14 protein-coding genes and 1 pseudogene are annotated in these 18,433 nt (G+C 64.3%); 4 read left to right on the plus strand and 11 right to left on the minus strand.

What is annotated here, in order from left to right; translation table 11 throughout:
* Positions 1-58: 58 nt before the first annotated feature.
* Positions 59-550: a hypothetical protein gene (locus ABXS05_RS06825; protein WP_367623357.1), complete on the minus strand. Its 492-nt coding sequence runs from the start codon at positions 548-550 to the stop codon at positions 59-61.
* A gap of 453 nt (positions 551-1,003) precedes the next feature.
* Here ABXS05_RS06825 and ABXS05_RS06830 point away from each other — a divergent pair, with 453 nt between their 5' ends.
* Positions 1,004-2,995, plus strand: coding sequence for a peptidoglycan-binding domain-containing protein (locus ABXS05_RS06830; protein ID WP_367623358.1), 1,992 nt, complete (start codon positions 1,004-1,006; stop codon positions 2,993-2,995).
* Between the two features lie 53 nt (positions 2,996-3,048).
* Here ABXS05_RS06830 and ABXS05_RS06835 read toward each other — a convergent pair whose 3' ends face one another.
* A complete protein-coding gene (locus tag ABXS05_RS06835) occupies positions 3,049-3,753 on the minus strand; it encodes a DUF6882 domain-containing protein (RefSeq protein ID WP_367623359.1) in 705 nt (234 codons plus the stop codon).
* A gap of 253 nt (positions 3,754-4,006) precedes the next feature.
* Between ABXS05_RS06835 and ABXS05_RS06840 the strand changes: the two genes are divergently transcribed.
* Positions 4,007-4,420, plus strand: a complete 414-nt coding sequence (locus ABXS05_RS06840) for a VOC family protein (RefSeq protein ID WP_367623360.1) — start codon at positions 4,007-4,009, stop codon at positions 4,418-4,420.
* Positions 4,421-4,603: 183 nt separating this feature from the next.
* Here ABXS05_RS06840 and ABXS05_RS06845 read toward each other — a convergent pair whose 3' ends face one another.
* The 7 genes and pseudogenes from ABXS05_RS06845 to ABXS05_RS06875 all read right to left on the minus strand — a co-directional run bounded on the left by ABXS05_RS06845 (position 4,604) and on the right by ABXS05_RS06875 (position 13,941).
* Positions 4,604-4,792: a DUF2171 domain-containing protein gene (locus ABXS05_RS06845; RefSeq protein WP_068291536.1), complete on the minus strand. Its 189-nt coding sequence runs from the start codon at positions 4,790-4,792 to the stop codon at positions 4,604-4,606.
* 207 nt (positions 4,793-4,999) lie between these two features.
* Positions 5,000-5,263, minus strand: a pseudogene (locus ABXS05_RS06850) (general stress protein); the annotation flags it as partial.
* A 218-nt stretch (positions 5,264-5,481) separates the two neighbouring features.
* A complete protein-coding gene (locus ABXS05_RS06855) occupies positions 5,482-6,540 on the minus strand; it encodes a methyltransferase (RefSeq protein WP_311945243.1) in 1,059 nt (352 codons plus the stop codon).
* Between the two features lie 744 nt (positions 6,541-7,284).
* Entirely contained in the window at positions 7,285-8,508 is a 1,224-nt protein-coding gene (locus tag ABXS05_RS06860; RefSeq protein WP_311945244.1) for a multidrug effflux MFS transporter, read from the minus strand.
* A gap of 79 nt (positions 8,509-8,587) precedes the next feature.
* Positions 8,588-8,878 (minus strand): hypothetical protein, encoded by a 291-nt coding sequence (locus ABXS05_RS06865; RefSeq protein WP_311945245.1) that lies wholly within the window; start codon positions 8,876-8,878, stop codon positions 8,588-8,590.
* Complete coding sequence (locus ABXS05_RS06870; protein ID WP_367623361.1) at positions 8,875-11,193, minus strand: FdhF/YdeP family oxidoreductase; 2,319 nt, start codon at positions 11,191-11,193, stop codon at positions 8,875-8,877. The genes ABXS05_RS06865 and ABXS05_RS06870 overlap by 4 nt, the downstream gene beginning before the upstream one ends.
* A gap of 696 nt (positions 11,194-11,889) precedes the next feature.
* Positions 11,890-13,941, minus strand: coding sequence for a caspase family protein (locus ABXS05_RS06875; RefSeq protein WP_367623362.1), 2,052 nt, complete (start codon positions 13,939-13,941; stop codon positions 11,890-11,892).
* Positions 13,942-14,095: 154 nt separating this feature from the next.
* Here ABXS05_RS06875 and ABXS05_RS06880 point away from each other — a divergent pair, with 154 nt between their 5' ends.
* Positions 14,096-14,521, plus strand: a complete 426-nt coding sequence (locus ABXS05_RS06880; protein WP_311941523.1) for a VOC family protein — start codon at positions 14,096-14,098, stop codon at positions 14,519-14,521.
* A gap of 116 nt (positions 14,522-14,637) precedes the next feature.
* Positions 14,638-15,927, plus strand: a complete 1,290-nt coding sequence (locus ABXS05_RS06885) for an aminotransferase class V-fold PLP-dependent enzyme (RefSeq protein WP_311941519.1) — start codon at positions 14,638-14,640, stop codon at positions 15,925-15,927.
* A 24-nt stretch (positions 15,928-15,951) separates the two neighbouring features.
* Here the strand turns inward: ABXS05_RS06885 and ABXS05_RS06890 are convergent, their stop codons facing one another.
* Positions 15,952-16,767 (minus strand): hypothetical protein, encoded by an 816-nt coding sequence (locus tag ABXS05_RS06890; protein ID WP_068291351.1) that lies wholly within the window; start codon positions 16,765-16,767, stop codon positions 15,952-15,954.
* 180 nt (positions 16,768-16,947) lie between these two features.
* A complete protein-coding gene (locus tag ABXS05_RS06895) occupies positions 16,948-18,339 on the minus strand; it encodes a cytochrome P450 (RefSeq protein ID WP_376717744.1) in 1,392 nt (463 codons plus the stop codon).
* Positions 18,340-18,433 lie beyond the last annotated feature (94 nt).

The raw sequence follows: 18,433 nt of genomic DNA on the forward strand, positions 1-18,433 counted from the left end.
AGAAGGAAATGGCGGCGGATGAACTGCCGCCTCGATTTCAGCCAGACGTGACGAAGCGTCAGGAACGCCGCTTCAGCAGTTCCGCGAAGGTCGTGCGCTGGCGTGGCAGCACGAAGGGCACGGCCCCCCGCTTGCCCAGGCCGAAAGGATCACCCGCCACGCGCTCGACGACATGGCCCTGATAGAGGGCGATCCCCTCGCATTCCCAGTTGCCGCCATAGTTGAGCGTCAGCGGATTATAGGTGTTGGCGCCGTATTGGAAGCAGATGTTGTCCTGGAAACCGGTGGTCGGATCGGCACCGACGAGGCGCCAGCGACCCTGCAGCACGATACCGTTGCCGGGATACCAGAGGGCGGTCCGGCCGTCCTTGCTGAGGAACTCGACCTGCGTGCCATGGGCGCTGAATGTCATGTTGGTCGTGCCGCCCTGGAATGTCTTCCTGGTTTCCGCACTCGGCGGCTTCGTGCTGTTGGCATTGACACCGACCAGGGGAGCGCAGCCGGCCAGCAAGACCGACATCCCCAATGCCACCATGAAGTTCCGCAACATCGTTACCTCTGCTGTCCAAAATTACTTAATTCTTGTGGTGCTCTGTTTTGACCGGCCAGCGGTTCCATTCCGTATAACAGTAAAATGCGCTCGCAATGACAGCTGGCCGTCTTGCTGAAATCCAAGCCAAGCAACCATGAAGGCCGCAACCGTGACAGCCCCGTGAAACCCGGCTCGGGAGCACCAAAACAGTCGTTGAAAACATCGCCCGGCGGTGCGTTACTTATCGGCGAACTATCCATGCCTGAAATACCCGACTTCGTAGCAGAAAGCCTCGCTCTGCACCGCATCCCCGCGCTTCTATTGTGACTATCGATTTCGGCCAGCAGCCCTTTTCCCGTCGTGCATTCCTGAATCCTTTTCACGCCGCGACGCCGTGCGAGGTCACGGAAGTAAAAACCGCGCGACCATACCTATCCGCCTGAGATCTGCTGTCCAAATGGAGGGGCTGCCATGGCTGATTGCATCGTGATTTCGCAGGCATCGCTTTTTCCGGATCCCGACGATACGTCCGCGGCACTCGTCAGCCTGGCGGCGGGCGACCGGGTTTCGCAGCTGCGGGCGCTGTCGAACTGGGCCAAGGTCTCGTTCACCGACAAGGCCATCCAGACCTATCTCGGCTGGCTCCACGCCGACATGCTGAAGATCGCGCAGGCGACCGCTTTCAAGCTCTATGACGAGCCGCTGGGTACGCCGCGGCCCGTAACCGGCAGTATCATCGAGGAACGCGCCCAGCTGCCGCCCTGGAAGAAGGTGCGGATCCGGCTGGAGGATGGCAGCGCCGCCGAAGGCTGGATCGACACCGGCGACCTGCCGGCCGGCGGCGGCGACTCCGACGAACAGGAAGTCGAGGGGCCGGGTTCCGATAGCGGCGACGAGCTCAGCCTGGGGCCGAACGAGGTCTATCGCGCGCCCCTCCTGAAGGCCCACGGCATCACCGACATCGATGCCGCCGCCATCGCCGCCCTCATCGATGCCGAGGCGGCCAAATTGCCGAGCGGCCAGTGGAACGCCAACTCCAAGGCCGGCACCAGCAGCGCAGCCGGGCTCACGCAGTTCCTCGACAGCACCTGGACCTCGCACGCCACCAACAAGAAGACGCTGCTGAACCAGGTCTGCAAGGCCAAGGGATTCATCGACGCCGGCAACGACATCATGGCCGCGCGCAGGCAGGCCGTGCTCGACCTGCGTTTCGATCCCGAGCTCGCGATCGTCTCGGCGGCCGAATACGGCCTGTTCAACCTGAGCGCCCTGATCGCCGAGGGGCTGGTCGACGACCAGATCGGCGACGACGAGAAGGCCCGCTTCATTTATATCGCCCACCATGAAGGGCTCGGCGGCGCGCAGGCCTTCCTGAAGCAGACGCGGTCCTACACCTTCAGCGACCTGGTGACCCAGATCGGGCGCAGCAAGGCGCAGACCTATGTCGACGCCGCCGGCGGCGACACCACGCGGGCCTATCGGGCCTGGCTGAACGACTATGTCGACAGCCATATCGTGCCCGCCAAGTTCCGCAGGAACGGCAGCGCCGCCGCAGCGGCGGGCGGCGGCACGACCGCCCTGTCGCAATTCGACGGCGCCGCCATCCCGGTGGCCGAGCTCGGCGGCAAGACCGGCCTGGTCAAGGCGATCCAGTGGCGGCTGTCGGAGCTGGGCTTCCTCGATCCGCCCGCCGACGGCAAGTTCGGCCCGGTCTCGCTCTGGGCGCTCAGCGAATTCTGCGACCTCAACGGCATCTCGCTCGGCGGCGGCTTCACCGGCGCCATCGCCCGGCGGCTGCTCGAACCGACGGCGCTCCTGCCCGAGATCACCGCGACCGGAACCTGGTTCGACAAGGTCATCGCCTATATGAAGGCGCAGAAATACTTCATCTGCCGCCATCCCGACTGCAAGAACATCGCCTATCTCGAAGGGGTGAACCCGGACGGCACGCTCAACGACGACAGGCACAATGTCTTCAACGACCTGAGGATCGTCTTCGCCATCGACCGGAGCGGCCGCCCGAATTTCGGGGACTCGCTCTGGGAAGGCACCACCGAGCCGGGCGATTTCTGGACCATCCATCCGATGAACCCCAAGGGGGCGGCCAGGATCGCCTTCAACCAGTACAAGGCCTGGGTGGTCGGTACCCACCATGCCGGCTCGCCGTCGGCCCATGAGGCCCTCGTCCAGGCCGAGCCCCTCAGCGTCTTCCGGGACCTCAACAAGGACTTCCAGCGCACCGGCGACCGGCTCGATACCGGCCTGTTCGCCATCAACCAGCATTGGGGCTATGACGCGCCGCAGGACGATCTCGGCCGCACCAGCGCCGGCTGCCTCGTCGGCCGCACCAAGAACGGCCACCGCCAGTTCATGACGCTGATCAAGGCCGATCCGCGCTATGGCGTGAACCGCGGCTACAAATTCCTGTCCGCCATCATGCCGGGCGACAAGGTGCTGGGCTGAAGGGGCGGAGCGCCGGCGAGGTTCGGCTCATGCGTTCTTGCAAGCGCCGCCCCTCACCACGGCTTCCACCAGGACTTCTTCGCTGTGCGAGGCTTGATGATGCCCTCGACCTTGGCGATGCGTCGCTGCGTATCGAAGGCAAGCCTGATCTCCGCGCCATCCGTGTCCCGGTTCGCCGAGAGCAGCGCGGGCTCCGCCTTCACCACGAAGCCCTGCTGGTGCAGGAAACTCTCGGCCATGCTGCGGTGATCGACCTCGAAATTGCTGACCACCTGCATCAGCACCGTGTTCACCCGCTCGGGCGCCACCGGCGCTCGGATCGCGGCGGGAAGCTTGTCGAGCAGGAGGAAGACGGCGCCGCCCTGATAGGGTGCGCGGTAGTAGCAGCCCCTGTCCAGAAGAGCGCCGCAGAGCATGGCGAGCATGTGGTCGGTGATGCGGTCGAGCGTGAATTTCGGCTCGACGAATTCCCCGATGCCGCGCTGGCTGCCGATGTCCTTGATGCGCAAGCTCGCCGCGAGGACGGCGGCCGGCAGGCCGCTCTGATGGTTGGCCCAAGCCCACAGCCAGCTGCTTTCCTGTTCCGAGCAGGTGCCGAGGACCTGGATCGGGAAGGCAAGATCGCTGCCGAAGGTGATCTCGCCGCGCCCGATGTCGACGTTCCAGGGGCGGTCGCCGATCAGATCGCCGAGCGCCAATTGCCGGGCGAAGGCCGAGCCGGCCTCCGCGAAGAACAGGTCGTTCAAGCTGGGGGCCATGGCTGCCTTCCCCGATTGCTGCGTGGATGCCCGACGGCCGAGCGGCATGATCGCGCCGCCGCATTTGTGCACCCGGGACACGACGGCACAATGTCCAAGGGAACTTGGGCCAAGGGAACTTGGGCCAAGGGAACTTGGGCCAAGGGAACTTGGCGCCCATCAGCGCGCGTCTGACATTCGCTGCATCGGGCCGCCGGCGTTGAATCGCCGCCCGCTTTTCAGCTACCGTGGCCCGGTCAATGCGGAGACTGCCATGCGCTCGCTGTTCCACCTTGCCTATCACGTCACCAATCTCGACCAGGCCCGCCGCTTCTATGGCGAGGTGCTGGGGTGCGAGGAGGGGCGCAGCACGCAGAGCTGGGTCGATTTCGACTTCTTCGGCCACCAGATCTCGCTGCATCTGGGCACGCCCTTCGCCACCAGCCGCACCGGCAAGGTCGGCGATCACATGGTGCCGATGCCGCATCTCGGCGTGATCCTGCCGCTCGACGCCTGGCTGGCGCTGGCTGCCCGGCTGGAAAAGGCCGGCATCGCCTTCGAGATCCCGCCGGTGATCCGCTTCGAGGGCGAGCCCGGCGAGCAACGCACCATGTTCTTCCGCGACCCGAGCGGCAATCCGATCGAAATCAAGGGCTTCAAGGATTTCGACGGCGTGTTCGCGCGCTAAAGCGTTTTGCGATTTGAATGAATCACTTCAAATCGCAAAGACGCGTCGAACCAAAGAGTTAGAGCAAAGCGCGCTCGCGCCTGGACGCGCTTTGCTCCAAAGCGTTTTCCATAGCTGGCACCGTTCACAAACAACAGGCACCCTCTCGGGCGCCCGTCGTCACGCAGCCGGTGCCGAACGATCCTACCAGACGGCCTGCACCTCCGGCGCCTTGCGCTTGAGATGCACCTGTTCGTCGACATGGTCGACCCAGTCCAGCGGCACGAAATGATGCACGCCATCGGGCGAGGTATTCTTGGCGAGCCGGATCTGGTCGTCGCCGAGATCGTCGACCGTGCCGATATTGACGCCATCGGAGGTGATGACCTCCATGTTCTCGCGGATGTCGCCCCCGGCGGCATGTTCGGGAGCAAGCAGCGCGCCGTCCGGGGCCACGGCGGCGTAGCCCGGCCAGCCGCTCTTGCGCCAGCTCTCGGCCCGCGCCGGCAGGTCGATCGAGCCATATTCCTCCATGATCATCCGGGCGGTTTCGATCTGGTGGCTTTCGGCCTCGACGGTGAGCAGCGTGCCGCCGCGGCTCAGGCCCTCGCTGTAGAGGTAACGCCGCTCATCGGGAAAGAAGAAGTGCTTGAGCATCGCCCAGAAGCCGCCCTCGTCGCGCTGGTGATCATAGGAGGCGGTGTCTTCGCCGCGCACATAGTCGGAATTCTCGTCCTTCGCATTGAGCGTGATCTGGTCGCGGGCAAACCCGGCTGACAGCAATTGCTCGAGGGCGGCTTGGGCATCGGATCGATTGTCGTAGAAGCCGGTGATGATCTCGGTCATGGCAGTCTTCCTTTGCATCCGACCGTGGAGGCCACGGGTCTTGGGTGAGAGGACATTCCACCATGACAATCCCCGAACGGCCTCTGCGTTCCATCGAAAACGCAAATCGATGCCAGAAAAGACCGGGCGAACAGCCTGAACCCCCGCTCCAAATGGCTGATTTGGCGCGCAGGAGCGCGTTCTGGGCGTGCCGGTCCGCCGCCCGATTTTCGGTTCCGGCGAGAGCCCGCCAGCCCCTATTCCCGCACCGCCTCCACCACGCTGACGGCGGACTCGGTCGGCACCACCTGCGTCAGGCGGAAACCGGCCTTGGCGAGAAGCTGGCGGTATTCCTCTTCCGTGCGCTCCTGGCCGCCGGGCAGCGTCAGCATCACCATGTCGAGCAGCTTGCCGGGATGGGGCGCATCGCCGGCCGGCAGCACCATCTCGACCAGCAGGAGCCGCCCATCGGGCTGCATCGCCTTGCGGACATGGGCGAGGATGGCCAGGCACTGCGCCTCGCTCCAGTCATGGATGACATGGGACAGCACATAGGCATCGCCCCCGGCCGGAACCGTCTGGAAGAAATCGCCGGGCTCGATCGTCACCCGCTCCCGCACGCCGCGCGCCTCGAGCAGGTCCGGCGCCTCGGCCACCACATAGGGCCGGTCGAACAGGACACCGCGTGGTTCCGGATGCCGGGCCAGGATCGCGGCGAGCAGATTGCCGGTGGCTCCGCCTACATCAACAATGCTGCGGAAAGGCGAGAAGTCATAGGCCGCAGCGACGGCCTCCGGCTCCTGGCCATGCACGCCGACCATGGTCTCGCTGAACAGGGAAGCTTCCTCGGGGTGCTGGCCGAGATAGTCGAAGACCGGCATGCCGTGCACCTTCTCGAAGGCGGTCTTGCCGGTCTGCAGCGAATAAATGATCTCGTCGAGGGGGCCGCAGAACCAGGAACTGCCGAAGGTCAGCACTGTGGCCCGCGCCGCGCCCGGCGCGCCGGTCCTGAGCGCCTCGCCCATCTCCGTCAGGGCGAAGCGTCGGCCGGGGCGCTCGCCGAGGATACCCAGGCTCGCCAGGCAGCGCATGAAACGGTGCAGCGAGGGCGCATGCAGGCCGAGCGGGCCGGCCAGTTCCTCGGCGCCGCGCGGACCGGCGGTGAGCTGATCAGCCAGGCCCAGCTTGGCCGCCGCCCAGACCATGCGCGCGACCCAGCTGCCGGTTGCGATCTGGATCAGCTTGACATGCGGGGGAGGTTCCTGGATTGCCGAAGGCATGGGCTGGGCTGAGGCCGCGCGAGTCTTGTCGTCCATGGCACCTCTCCCGGGTGGCTTGTGATGGACCATATCTGCAACCTAAAATAGCATGACCGCTGATGCCTCGCACGCAATTACAGGGTTGAATCCTACCGCTCCGAAGCAAACCCCTTCCCCCGGTTCATGGGCGGGCAAGCGCCGCGAGCCGCGTTTCGACCTAGCCAAAGCCTTGCATTATCTCGGGATTCTCTACGGCAATCGCGGCGAAAAGCCTTGCCTATCCGCGAGACCATCCTGCTTCAAAGTGAGCTCGAAGCTCTGGCGACGAATAGGCCAGGACTGATCCTGCCTCCAGCCAAAAAATGCTCCCGAGCAAACGTTAGCATACGAACAAACATTATTGAGACGTCCTTATGAAATGTTATTTCCTGCAATACTACTTGGATGTACTCCCTTGACCCAGTTGACATTGCAAAAAGTGGGTATAATCTTCCCCACCAACAGCCCTATTACAGGGAAGAATGGAAGTTGGGGATGTCAATCGTCAGCGTCATTGCCGCCCCAGGCAGAGACCAGCGCGACTTTCGACCTTGATGACCGGATAAAACTGAAATCTGAGGGAGGTTTTCGGACCTCCCTTTTTTATTGCCGTAGCGTTATCGCAGAGCATCGCGCAAAAAGTGGCTGGTTCCTGCCAGGAAGAATACGGCAATAGTAACCGGCAACACTGACCTTTCCTCAACCTGCGAAGAGCCTCGCCTTGCTTTCGGCGGCAGCGTTGACGCGGCCGACGTCACCAGGTCAGCCCGTGACGCGTCCCCTCCCCGCCATCAGCGTTACGCAGACTGCCGTCAGGGCGACCATGGCGACATAGCCGATGGCGAGCGGGATCACGGTACCGTTGAACACCTGGCCGATCAGGATGCCGATGGCCGCGCCCGGCACCATCTGCAGGAAACCCTGGGTCGAGGCCGCAGTGCCGGCCACCTCGCCGAGAGGCTCCATAGCCAGGGCGCCGTAATTCGACAGGATCATGCTGAACACCAGGAACTGCGCCGCGCTGAGCCCGAAAAACAGCCAGAGCGGCAGCGCCTGCAGCAAGGCAGCGACCAGGATGGCCAAGGCTGCCGCGCCGAACACACCGAGCGCCAGCCAGGACAGGAGCCGCATGCCATAGCGGTTGACCAGCTGCGCATTGACCATGCCACCCAGCGCCGAGCAGGCGGCGCCGCCGGCGAAGAACAGCGGAAACATCGTCTCGACGCCGAAGACGTCGCGATAGATCTGCTGGGAGGAATTGAGGAAGCCCATCAGCGCCCCGAACAGCGCCGCCATGCCGATGATATAGGCGAGCGAGACCCGGTTGGCGAAGACGATGCCGAAGCCCTCGATCACGGCCTTGAGGCTGAGAGGACGCTTGTGCTCGGGCTGCAGCGTCTCGGGCAGGCGCCACCAGACCCAGCCGATCACGATCGCCCCCCAGCCCGCCATGAAGCCGAACAGGCCGCGCCAGTCCATCACCGTCATCAGGCCCTGGCCGAGCGAGGGCGCAAGGATGGGCGAGAGCATCAGCACGGTGAACACCAGCGACATGATCCTGGCCATCTGGTTGCCGGCGAAGACATCGCGCACCAGGGCAGTGGCGATCACGGCGGAAGCGGCTGCGCCACCGCCCTGGACCAGACGCAGGGCCACCAGGGCATTGAAGTCCGTGGTAAAGAAGGCGCACAAGGCCGCCAGGCAATAGATGCCGAGCCCGACCAGCAGCGGTCCGCGCCGGCCGAAGCGATCGGACAGCGGCCCGAACACCAACTGCAGCAGGCCGAAACCGAGCAGATAGGCCGGGATCACCAATTGCCGCCGGTTGGGATCGGGCTCGCCGAGACTGGCGCCGATCTGCTGCAGGCCCGGCAGCATGATGTCGATCGCGAAGGCATTGACGGCAACGAGGCTGGCCACCAGCACGATGAATTCCGTGCGCCCGAGCTTGCCCACCACGGGCGAGTGGCTTGTCGTATCGGTCATGATGGGATTCCTATGAGGCGCTTTCATAGGATGATTCCAGGGGGTGCCGATAGGGTTTGGCCGCGATTCGCCGGTGTCCCTACAGGCCGGCCAGCCGTGTCCTGCCTGCCTCGCTGATCGCCACCTTGGTGCGCTGCGTGCGCGCCTGGCGTTCGACCACGTCGAGCCAGCGCCCCTCCTCGGTGAGCTCATGGGCAGCGCGGATCACCAGGGCATGCTCCACCTCGAACAGCCTGGCGAAGCTGCGGGTATCATCGGCGATATCCAGGGTCACGGCGGCGAGGATGACGCCGTCGAGCGGCGAAAGGCGCGGGTCGAGCCGCCGGATCGCCTCGATCGTCGCCAGCAGATCTTCTTCTTCCTCGCTCATGCGGCCACCGCCACCCGGCGCCGGAGAGAAACCAGCACCGATTTGGAGGTCGGCGTGTCGCTTTCCTCGCCGGCGCTCGACAACGGCACCAGCACATTCGCCTCGGGGTAATAGCCCGCAATGCAGCCGCGCGGGATGTCGTAGGAAACCAGCCGGAAATTCTCGGCGATGCGGGTGATGCCGTCGTCATGCTCGCCGACGAGATCGATATGCTCGCCGGGCATGGCGCCGATGGCGGCGATGTCGTCGGAATGGATGAAGATCACCCGGCGCTCACCCTTGATACCGCGATAGCGGTCGTCATGGCCGTAGATCGTGGTGTTGTACTGGTCGTGCGAGCGGAAAGTCTGCAGCACGAAGACGTCCTTGCGTCCGCGGGCCTGCTGGAAGGCGGTCGCCTCCGGCAGCGGCACGGCCGCGAAATTGGCACGGCCGGTCGGCGTGTTCCATTCGCGCTCAGCAGCGGCGTTACGCAGATGGAAGCCGCGCGGCTTGCGCACCCGCACATTATAGTCCTCGAAGCCTGGAATGGTGCGGGCGATGCTGTCGCGGATCAAATCGTGATTGTCGGCAAGCGCCGCCCAGTCGACCTTGTCCGAGCCGACGGTCGCGGCGGCGATGCCGGCAATGATCGCGACTTCCGAGCGCAGCTCCTTGGAAGCCGGCGGATTGATGCCGCCCGAGCCATGCACCATGCTCATCGAATCCTCGACCGTGACGATCTGGATCTTGCCGGCGCTGTTGCGGTCAACCTCGGTACGGCCGAGGCAAGGCAGCAGATAGGCAGCACGCCCGGGCATCAGATGCGAATGGTTGAGCTTGGTGGCGATGTGGACGGTGAGGTCGCAGGCCCGGAGCGCCTTTTCCACCAGGGGTGAGTCCGGCGTGGCGCGGGCGAAATTGCCGCCGAGCCCGATGAAGGCCTTGGCGCTGCCGTCGAGCATGGCGCCGATGGCAGCGAGCACGTTGTGGCCGTCGGCACGCGGCGGCTCGAAGTCGAACTCGCGGGCCAGCGCGTCGAGAAAGGCCGCCGGCGGCTTTTCGTTGATGCCGACGGTGCGGTCCCCCTGCACGTTGGAGTGCCCGCGCACCGGGCACAGCCCGGCGCCGGGACGACCGACATGGCCGCGCAGCAGTAGGAGATTGGCGATCTCGCGGATGGTGGCCACCGAATGGAGATGCTGCGTCACGCCCATAGCCCAGGTGCAGATCACCTTCTCGGCCGACAGATAGATGTCGGCGGCCGTCTCGATCTCCACCTGTGTCAGGCCCGACTGGTCCTCGATCGCCTCCCAGCTCGTGGCCTCGACGGCAGCGCGGTAGGCGGCGAGGCCGTGGGTGTGCTCGGCCAGGAAGGTTTCGTCCAGCAGGGTCGGCCGGCCGGCGGCGCGCTCGGCGTCGTCGCGGGCGAAGACCGTCTTGGCCATGCCGCGGAAGGCAGCCATGTCGCCGCCCAGGCGTGGCTGAAAATAGTCGCTGGCGACGGGCTTGGAGCCGCCGCGCAGCATTTCGAGCTTGTCCTGCGGATCGGCAAAACGTTCGAGACCGCGCTCGCGCACCGGGTTGAACACGACCACGCGGGCACCGCGCATCGCTGCACGCCTGAGGTCGCCGAGCATGCGGGGATGGTTGGTGCCGGGGTTCTGGCCGACGACGAAGATGGCGTCCGCCTCCTCGAAATCCTCGAGCAGCACCGTACCCTTGCCGACGCCGATGGCCTGGCGCAGGGCAACGCCGCTGGCCTCGTGGCACATGTTCGAGCAATCCGGGAAATTGTTGGTGCCGTAGAGCCGCACGAAGAGCTGGTAGAGGAAGGCCGCCTCGTTGCTGGCTCGGCCCGACGTATAGAACTCGGCCTGGTTGGGATCGGCCAACGCGTTGAGATGGGCGCCGATCTCGCGGAAGGCCTCGTCCCAGCCGATCGCCTCGTAGCGGTCGCTGGCTCGGTCATAGCGCATCGGATGTGTCAGCCGGCCCTGGGCTTCCAGTTCGTAGTCGCTCCAGCCCCCCAGTTTGGCGAGCGTGTGCTCGCGAAAGAACACCGGCGTGGTGCGCTTGTCGGTCGCCTCCCAGGCCACGGCCTTGACACCGTTCTCGCAGAATTCGAAGGAGGAGCCATGCTCCGGGTCGCCCCAGGCGCAGCCCGGGCAGTCGAAGCCATCAGGCTGGTTCGCCTTCAGCATGGTGCGCACACCCGTCAAAGGCGAACCGCTCGCCAGCAGATGCCGGCCACAGCTCTTGAGCGCTCCCCAGCCACCGGCGGCCGCCTTGCGAAGCCCGGTCTTGCTGGCTTCGGTCTTCGTGGTCTCGGTCATGGAGGGCTCGCGACGATCTGAAAACTGCCCCTGCGACATATGGACGACAGCCAGCTTTATCAAATCGAAATATTCTATCACGCGATAGGATATTGCCTTCATTCAGTATTTATATGCATCCATGTTCATATTTATATGAATTACAAACTGGGTACGCGGTCCATTTCTAGTCATACTGCGCAATAACATGTCGCTATAGGCGCATCAGCGACACGAAAGCGAGCTCCATGCCTATTTCAAAGGCATCAACTCTCACTCCAAAAGCAGATCTGCATGTATTGCATGGCGCATCAGCGCCGGGGTCATATCGAGCTACAACGCGGATTATTTCTGGGAGTGAGGTCAAACCGTTTGCCCGAAAACCTGCAAGGGGATGCGCTACTTGGAGCGCGCCCCCCTTTCGGAGCCTTCGCAAGGTGCTTGAAAGTGAATGAATTTGTAGGCGGTGGTGCTGCCCCTCACCTTACCTCTCCCCGTAAGAACGGGGCGAGGAGGCGCAACGTTGCGATTGATCCTCGAAACTTTCATCTCGCCCGACCGTTGGGCGAGATGAAGGGTTTTCGACATAAAACTCGACATGAAAGTCCCCTCGCCCCGTTCTTACGGGGAGAGGTAAGGTGAGGGGCTCCGCGACCTCAACAACGAGGGAGTGCAATTCCGGTTCGATGGCCTGCCAAGACCTTGAAAGGGATACGCTTAAGGCGTAGCCGCCACCGGTGCCGTCGGCATCGGAGCGAGCTTGCGCAGCTCTTCCGTCATGCCGGGCGAGAGTTCGCCATCGGCCTTGCCCTGCACGAGATTGCGCTTGAGCAGTTCCTGCTGCAGCACGACCCGGTATTCCCTGGGCCATTTGCCGAAATTGGCCAGGATGTCGTCGACGCTGCGCGGATCGCCGCCGACGGCCGCATCGCCCATCATGCGGGCGGCTGCGGCATAGTTCTGCGGCACGCCGAGACCGTCGAGATACATCAGGGCGAGCTGATAGGTGGCGTAGCTGTTGTCAGCCTTCTGCGCCTTGCCGAACTCCTCCAAGGCATCCTTGACGTCCTGCCGGACGCCGTAGCCGGTCTTCAGCATCAAGGCAAGATGGATGCCGGTGTCTTCCGGGCGCGGCAGGCGAGCCTTGTCGAGCGCCGCCATGCCCTTGGCATAGTCCTTCGGCACGTTGAAGCCGAAGAGATACATGTAGCCGATCCAGACATTGGCCGCCTGGTCGCCGGCCGCGGCCGCCTTGCTCAGTTCGCGCGTGACGCCGGCCTTGCCGCGCAGGCGCTCGAAGGGCTCGACGAAGCCGCGCTTGAAGAAGAAGGAGCCGAGCGGCTGCTGCCAGGCCATGGTGAGGGAGATGGAGCTGTTGCCATCCGGATTGCTGGCTCCTCCGGCTCTCGCCTTGAACAGGCGGCCGGAGCTGATCCAACCGCCCTGGCTGCCGGCGATGCCGGCGCGCAGGTTCATGCCCAGGGCCTTGTCGTTCTGGCCCGCATCGGCGAGCGCGTCGCCGAGCTGATGCATGAAGCGCCGCTCGCGCGGATATTGCTTGAGCGCCGCCTCGCAGGCCGCAACGATCTCCTTGGGCGAGGCCGCACGGGTACGGCGCATCACGGTGTCGGGATCGAGCGGTGCCGCTCCGATCCGATCGCATTCGGTTTCGGGCGCCGGGATGCGCTCGCCGGCCGGCGGCGGCAGCGGATCGAGTTCACTGACACCCAGGAGTTGCTTGAGCCGTTCTTCCGCCGCGCCGGCATCCCGGGAATCGCGATAGCGGTCGCGGAATTCCTCGATCACATCCGGCATGTCGACATCCTTGACCACCTGCCAAACACGCGGATCGGTCATGCGCAACATCGCACCACTGCCGGCCCCGCCATTCTGGAACAGCGAGGGTGGCACCGCCAGCGGCGTGAACTTGGTCTGCTTGCGCGGCGGCGGCTCGACGGGCGGCGGCGGTTCGGCCGGCGGCACCATGGTCACCTGCCCGCCGCCTGCCGGTGCCAGGGTAATGACGTCGCCGCCCAGCGATCCGTTGAAGAAGGGTGTCTGCTGACGATCGGTAGCACTGAGCACGTCGTCGCGCACTTTGCCGAGGGCGAGGCGGATGTCGAGGCCGGGCTGGGTGAGATAGCGGGCCAGAGCCTGTGCATAGGGGCTGTTGATGCCGTTGCCATCCAGCGCCACGCTGCCCTCGCGGGCGGCATAGGCGACGAGCACATTGTCCCCCTCCGGCTCCACCCGTGCCAGGCCCTTGCCGACGGAGCGCGTGCCGCGCGTGCGCGCCATCCTGGCGAGGAAGGGATTGTTGCGGCAGGCATCGAGGATCACCAGCTTGAGCTGGCCGGCGCCGTCGGTCGACTCGACCACGCGCGACAGAGCCAGGGTCTCGTCCTGAACGTCACGATCGCTGGACAGATGCGCATCGGTCGGCACCAGATAGTTTTCGCCGCCGATCTCGATGCCGTGCCCCGAAAAATAGATCACGGCGATGTCGGCGCCCGAGGCGCTCGCCTGGAAGCGGCGCAGCGCCGCGATCATGCCGGCCCGGTCGGCGTCGACGACGGTGTCGACCGCATCGAAGCCGGCCTTCTGCAGGGTCTCCTTCAGCAACCCGACGTCGCGCCCGGGATTGGCGAGGCGCGGCACCTTGGCATAGTCGCTATTGCCGATCAGCAACGCCACGCGCCGGCCGGCAAGGGCGACCTCCGGCACGAAGGCAATTGCAAGGAAGAGCAACAGGGCAAGGCAGCGTTTCATCGGGCGATTGGACCGTTCTGGAGACTCCATGGCCGCCAAAGAACGGCGCGCCTATCTCCGATGGAACAATCAGCCGCGAATGTCCATGGGCTGTGAATGACCAAGGCTCGCCTGAACCTGTCGAAAACGCCTGAAACGGAAGTTGCCAGCCAGCATGGCTACCCGTGTAGACTTCGTCCATATTGAGTATGCGGAAGTGGTTCGGGAATTTAAAGACATGGCTATTCGCGCCGTATCGATCGCACTCTCAACCGAGGACATTCAACGATCGGTGAAATTTTATGTGGAACAGCTTGGCTTTACCTGCACATTGCAATTGGAAAGCTTTGCTCGCGTTCGACTTGGTGCGGCAGACATCCTGCTCGCGCACCCCAATACCCATCTGCCGTGGCAAGGCCCGAAATTTACCGGCTCGATCTATCTGGACGTCGATAATGTCGACGAATTATGGGAGAGCCTCAAGACGCGGGCGCCCATAGCCTATCCGATCGAGACGATGGAGTATGGCGTGCGTGAGTTCGGCCTGCTTGACGACAACGGCTATCAATTGTCCTTCGCACAGCATGTTGCAGCGGGCTGAGCTTACTCGCAGCGATCCCGGAATGGGCCTCCGACAATGCCCTCGCCCTTCATTCCCCCGTCATACCCCGGCCCTATCCACGCCGGCAGTTCGACATGCAACATTCGGGGGCTACCATGATCCAGCGTCGCAATTTCCTGATCAGCGGGCTGCTGACCACCGTGATGGCGGCGGCGACGCGGCCGGCCCAGGCGGCCGAAAGCGTTGCCCTGCCGGCGCCGGACCCGAGCAAGCTCGCCACCGATGCCGGCTTCTGGTCCGGTGTCCGCGACCTCTATGACGTCGACCGGTCCACCGCCAATCTCGAAAACGGCTATTGGGGCATCATGGCCCGGCCCGTGCTGGAGACCTATGTCGAGAACATCCAGCGCGTGAATCGGCAAAATACGGTCTATGCCCGCAAATCCTTCGATGCCGATTTCGCCGCCGTGCGCGACCGCGTCGCCGGCGCTCTCGGCGTCTCGCCCGAGGAGATCGCCCTCACCCGCGGTGCCACCGAGGCATTGCAGACGCTGATCGCCGGCTACAACAAGCTCCAACCTGGCGACACCGTGCTCTATGCCGATCTCGACTATGATTCCATGCAATATGCCATGGGCATGCTCGAGAGCCGACGCGGCGTCACGATCAAGACCTTCGCCATCCCTGAGCCGGCCACGCGCGAGGCCGTGCTGGAAACCTATCGCAAGGTGCTGGCGGAGACGCCCAGGGCGAAATTGCTGCTGCTCACCCATTTGTCGCACCGCACCGGACTGGTGATGCCGGTGCGCGAGATCACGGCGATGGCGCGCGCCAGGGGCGTCGACGTCATCCTCGATGCCGCCCATAGCTGGGGCCAGTTGCCGCTCGACATGACCGATCTCGGCGTCGACTTCGCCGGCTTCAACCTGCACAAATGGATCGGCGCGCCTGTCGGCCTCGGCTTTCTCTATATCCGCAAGGGCCGCCTCGCCGACATCGACACCCATATGGGCGACAAGGACTGGCCGGCCGACGACGTCCGCTCGCGCATCCACACCGGCACGCTCAATTTTGCCGCCGCACTCACCATTCCGGCAGCCCTCGATTTGCACCAGGCGATCGGCGTTACCGCCAAGCATGCGCGGGTCAGCCATCTGCGCAATTACTGGGTGGAGCGCGTCGCCGGCATCGATGCCATCGAGATCCTGACGCCGAACGATCCGGCCCTGCATGCCGGCATCACCTCGTTCCGGATCAAGGGCAAGGTGAGCAAGGACGACAACACGGCGACGGTCAACCGGCTGCGGGACGAGTTCAAGGTGCTCACCGTGCGCCGCGCCGGCGTCGCGGCCGGCCAGTGCATCCGCGTTTCCCCGGCCGTCTACACCACCGAAGCCGAACTCGACCGCCTCGTCACCGCCCTGACGGCCGTCACGGCAGCCTGAAGCAAAAAGCGCTCGCCCCGGCTCTCACCAGCGCATGCTGCGGTCGACGCGGATGTCATCCTGCACCGGCGAGACCGCCGCCCGGACGGCGGCACGTTCCTCGTCGGTAAGATCGAGCATTTCGAGCCCGGCATCGAGCAGGATCGGCGTCGAGGTTGTCTGGGGCACGACCGCGAGCACCTGGCGCTCCTCGGTATCGAGGAAGAACGGCATCTCGTTCTTCTTCAAGATGCTGGTCGCCTTGCGGGTCTTGCCGTCGAGCGAGTATTCATACTTGATCGTCTGGTTCAGCCAGGTCCGGGCCTGCGTCAGGACCTTGGCGACGACAGGCCTCATGACAACCGGTTCGGCCACCGCCCGCCTGAGCCTCGATGCCTTGAGCAGCATGGCAAGGCCCGCAATGCCAAGGACGGCAAACCCGCCGACAAAGGCAAGAAAGGTGAGGATGCGATCGCTGATCTTCTCGACACCCAGTTCCAGCGTCAGCAGCCGGGGCTCCTCGCGCGAACGCACGACCCCGGTTTCATAGTCTCCGGCATGCATGTCCACGAACATCATCTCGACCCTGCTCCTGGCACCGTCGGGGGCGATGATGGTGGCCGAGCAATCGGTGAAGACGAGCTTGCGGGTCTTGCACTCGCCATTTGAAATCCGCGCATCGTCGGCGATCTCGTAACTGCGGCTGATCTTGTAATCGCGCCATAGATCCTCGGCCTGCCACCAGGCCATGCCGCCGGCGAAGGCGAAGCCGACCAGGACGACGAAACACCCCGTGAGGCGGCTGATGCCGATACGGTTCGCCCGCAGGGGGCGGGTAGGAAATGCGTCGAGCACACTCATGGGGCCGCTTGATCCGGATTGACGATAGGCTCGTCTTATCGCCGGGCAGCGAGCGTGTCATCAGATCAAGCCGGCTTTCTTCTTGAGAAATTACAGTCGAGTTTCGCTGGTTACACCGACATGACTTCGGCAAGCCGCGATCATCACCGCGCGCGGTTCAGAAACGCTTTCGTTACCGCGTTATCGCCGCTGCACACCCTTCATCCGCAATTTGCGATCCGGCCGCAGTGTGATGCGCAGCTTCGGCTTGGGTTCGGACATATCGACGGAACGCAGCGAGAAGCCCTTCAGCAATACGGCGAGAATGGCTACCGCCTCCAGCATGGCGAAGGCGCTGCCGATGCAGGTGCGCGGTCCGGCGCCGAACGGCATATAGGCATAGCGATGGCGCCCTTTCGCCTGCTCCGGCGCGAAGCGATCGGGATCGAAGCGCTCCGGCTCCTCCCACAGGCTGGCATGACGGTGCACGGCATAGATCGGCACATAGATCGCAGCGCCGGCTGGAATGACATGCTGGCCGAGCTTGAAGTCGACCAACGCCACGCGCGGAATGATCGCCGCCGGCGGGTAGAGCCGCATCGCCTCCTGGAACACCTGGCGCGTATAGGCCAGGCTGGCGACATGTTCCGGCAGGACAGCGCCGGCCTCCCCGGTGACGGCCTCGATTTCCGCCAGGACGCGCGCCTCAACGTCGGGATGGGCAGCAAGGAGATGGAAGGTCCAGGCGAGGCCGAGCGCCGTGGTTTCATGGCCCGCCATCACGAAGGTCAGGAGGTTGTCGACCACCTGCTCATCGCTCATGCGGCGCCCGCTTTCAGGGTCGACGGCCGACAGCAGCAGGCCGAGCAAATCCTGGCGTTGCTCGGACGACTTGCGGCGGTCGGCCACGACGCGCGACAGCGTGGTGCGCAGATAGCCGGCCGATCGCGTGATGCCGCTGCGCCCGGGATAAGGCAGCCATTCCGGCGCCTTGAGCATGCCCATGGCGAAGGTCCAGCCCGACCCTTCAAGGTAGCGCGTGACGCTGCGCTCCACCGCCTCGGCATCGATGGCCCCCTGCCCGGACATCATGGTCTCGACGATGATGTCGAAGGTGGTGTGCATCATCTCGTGGCCGATATCGAGTTCAGCACCGGGAGGCGTTTCGAGCCAACGAGCGCAGGTGCGCTCTGCGGCAGCGATCATGGTGGGCAGGAAGGCGAGCAGTTTCTCGTGGCGAAAGCCCTGCGCCACCGACTGGCGCTGCCATTTCCAGTGCTCGCCATCGGCCGTGAGCAGCCCCTCCCCGAGCGCCGGGCCAAGACCGCGCCTTGTGTCCTCGCCCTTGCCGAGAGCAGCGCTGTTGGTGGTCAGCGCCTCGTGGATCAGCACGGGATCGGTGAGGAAGATCCTCAGCTTGCCGCCGCTGCGCGTGACCACCAGCGGCTCCCTGAAGGCCTCAGGCGGAATGACCTTGAGCGGATTGGTGATCATGGCCGAGAACACCGCCAGCAGGGAACTGCGACTGACGGCGACGCCTTCGCTCGCTTCGGAAATCACGGGATCGACTGCAATGTTCACGCCGGCCTCCATCGCTTGGATTGTACCCACACCAGCAATCGACTTAAGGTAATGACCTTAGAGTTGGGCAGCATTAAGGTGAACACCTTAAATCTGGACGGAGACG

This window comes from Labrys neptuniae, from assembly GCF_040797145.1.
In the GTDB taxonomy this organism is placed as follows: Bacteria; Pseudomonadota; Alphaproteobacteria; order Rhizobiales; family Labraceae; genus Labrys; species Labrys neptuniae.

What these genes read in the sequence shown, in the direction of transcription:
- ABXS05_RS06825 (WP_367623357.1), bottom strand. Translation starts at nt 550, where the DNA reads ATGTTGCGGAACTTCATGGTGGCATTGGGGATGTCGGTCTTGCTGGCC.
- ABXS05_RS06830 (WP_367623358.1), top strand. Translation starts at nt 1,004, where the DNA reads ATGGCTGATTGCATCGTGATTTCGCAGGCATCGCTTTTTCCGGATCCC.
- ABXS05_RS06835 (WP_367623359.1), bottom strand. Translation starts at nt 3,753, where the DNA reads ATGGCCCCCAGCTTGAACGACCTGTTCTTCGCGGAGGCCGGCTCGGCC.
- ABXS05_RS06840 (WP_367623360.1), top strand. Translation starts at nt 4,007, where the DNA reads ATGCGCTCGCTGTTCCACCTTGCCTATCACGTCACCAATCTCGACCAG.
- ABXS05_RS06845 (WP_068291536.1), bottom strand. Translation starts at nt 4,792, where the DNA reads ATGGAGGTCATCACCTCCGATGGCGTCAATATCGGCACGGTCGACGAT.
- ABXS05_RS06855 (WP_311945243.1), bottom strand. Translation starts at nt 6,540, where the DNA reads ATGGACGACAAGACTCGCGCGGCCTCAGCCCAGCCCATGCCTTCGGCA.
- ABXS05_RS06860 (WP_311945244.1), bottom strand. Translation starts at nt 8,508, where the DNA reads ATGACCGATACGACAAGCCACTCGCCCGTGGTGGGCAAGCTCGGGCGC.
- ABXS05_RS06865 (WP_311945245.1), bottom strand. Translation starts at nt 8,878, where the DNA reads ATGAGCGAGGAAGAAGAAGATCTGCTGGCGACGATCGAGGCGATCCGG.
- ABXS05_RS06870 (WP_367623361.1), bottom strand. Translation starts at nt 11,193, where the DNA reads ATGACCGAGACCACGAAGACCGAAGCCAGCAAGACCGGGCTTCGCAAG.
- ABXS05_RS06875 (WP_367623362.1), bottom strand. Translation starts at nt 13,941, where the DNA reads ATGAAACGCTGCCTTGCCCTGTTGCTCTTCCTTGCAATTGCCTTCGTG.
- ABXS05_RS06880 (WP_311941523.1), top strand. Translation starts at nt 14,096, where the DNA reads ATGGCTACCCGTGTAGACTTCGTCCATATTGAGTATGCGGAAGTGGTT.
- ABXS05_RS06885 (WP_311941519.1), top strand. Translation starts at nt 14,638, where the DNA reads ATGATCCAGCGTCGCAATTTCCTGATCAGCGGGCTGCTGACCACCGTG.
- ABXS05_RS06890 (WP_068291351.1), bottom strand. Translation starts at nt 16,767, where the DNA reads ATGAGTGTGCTCGACGCATTTCCTACCCGCCCCCTGCGGGCGAACCGT.
- ABXS05_RS06895 (WP_376717744.1), bottom strand. Translation starts at nt 18,339, where the DNA reads ATGGAGGCCGGCGTGAACATTGCAGTCGATCCCGTGATTTCCGAAGCG.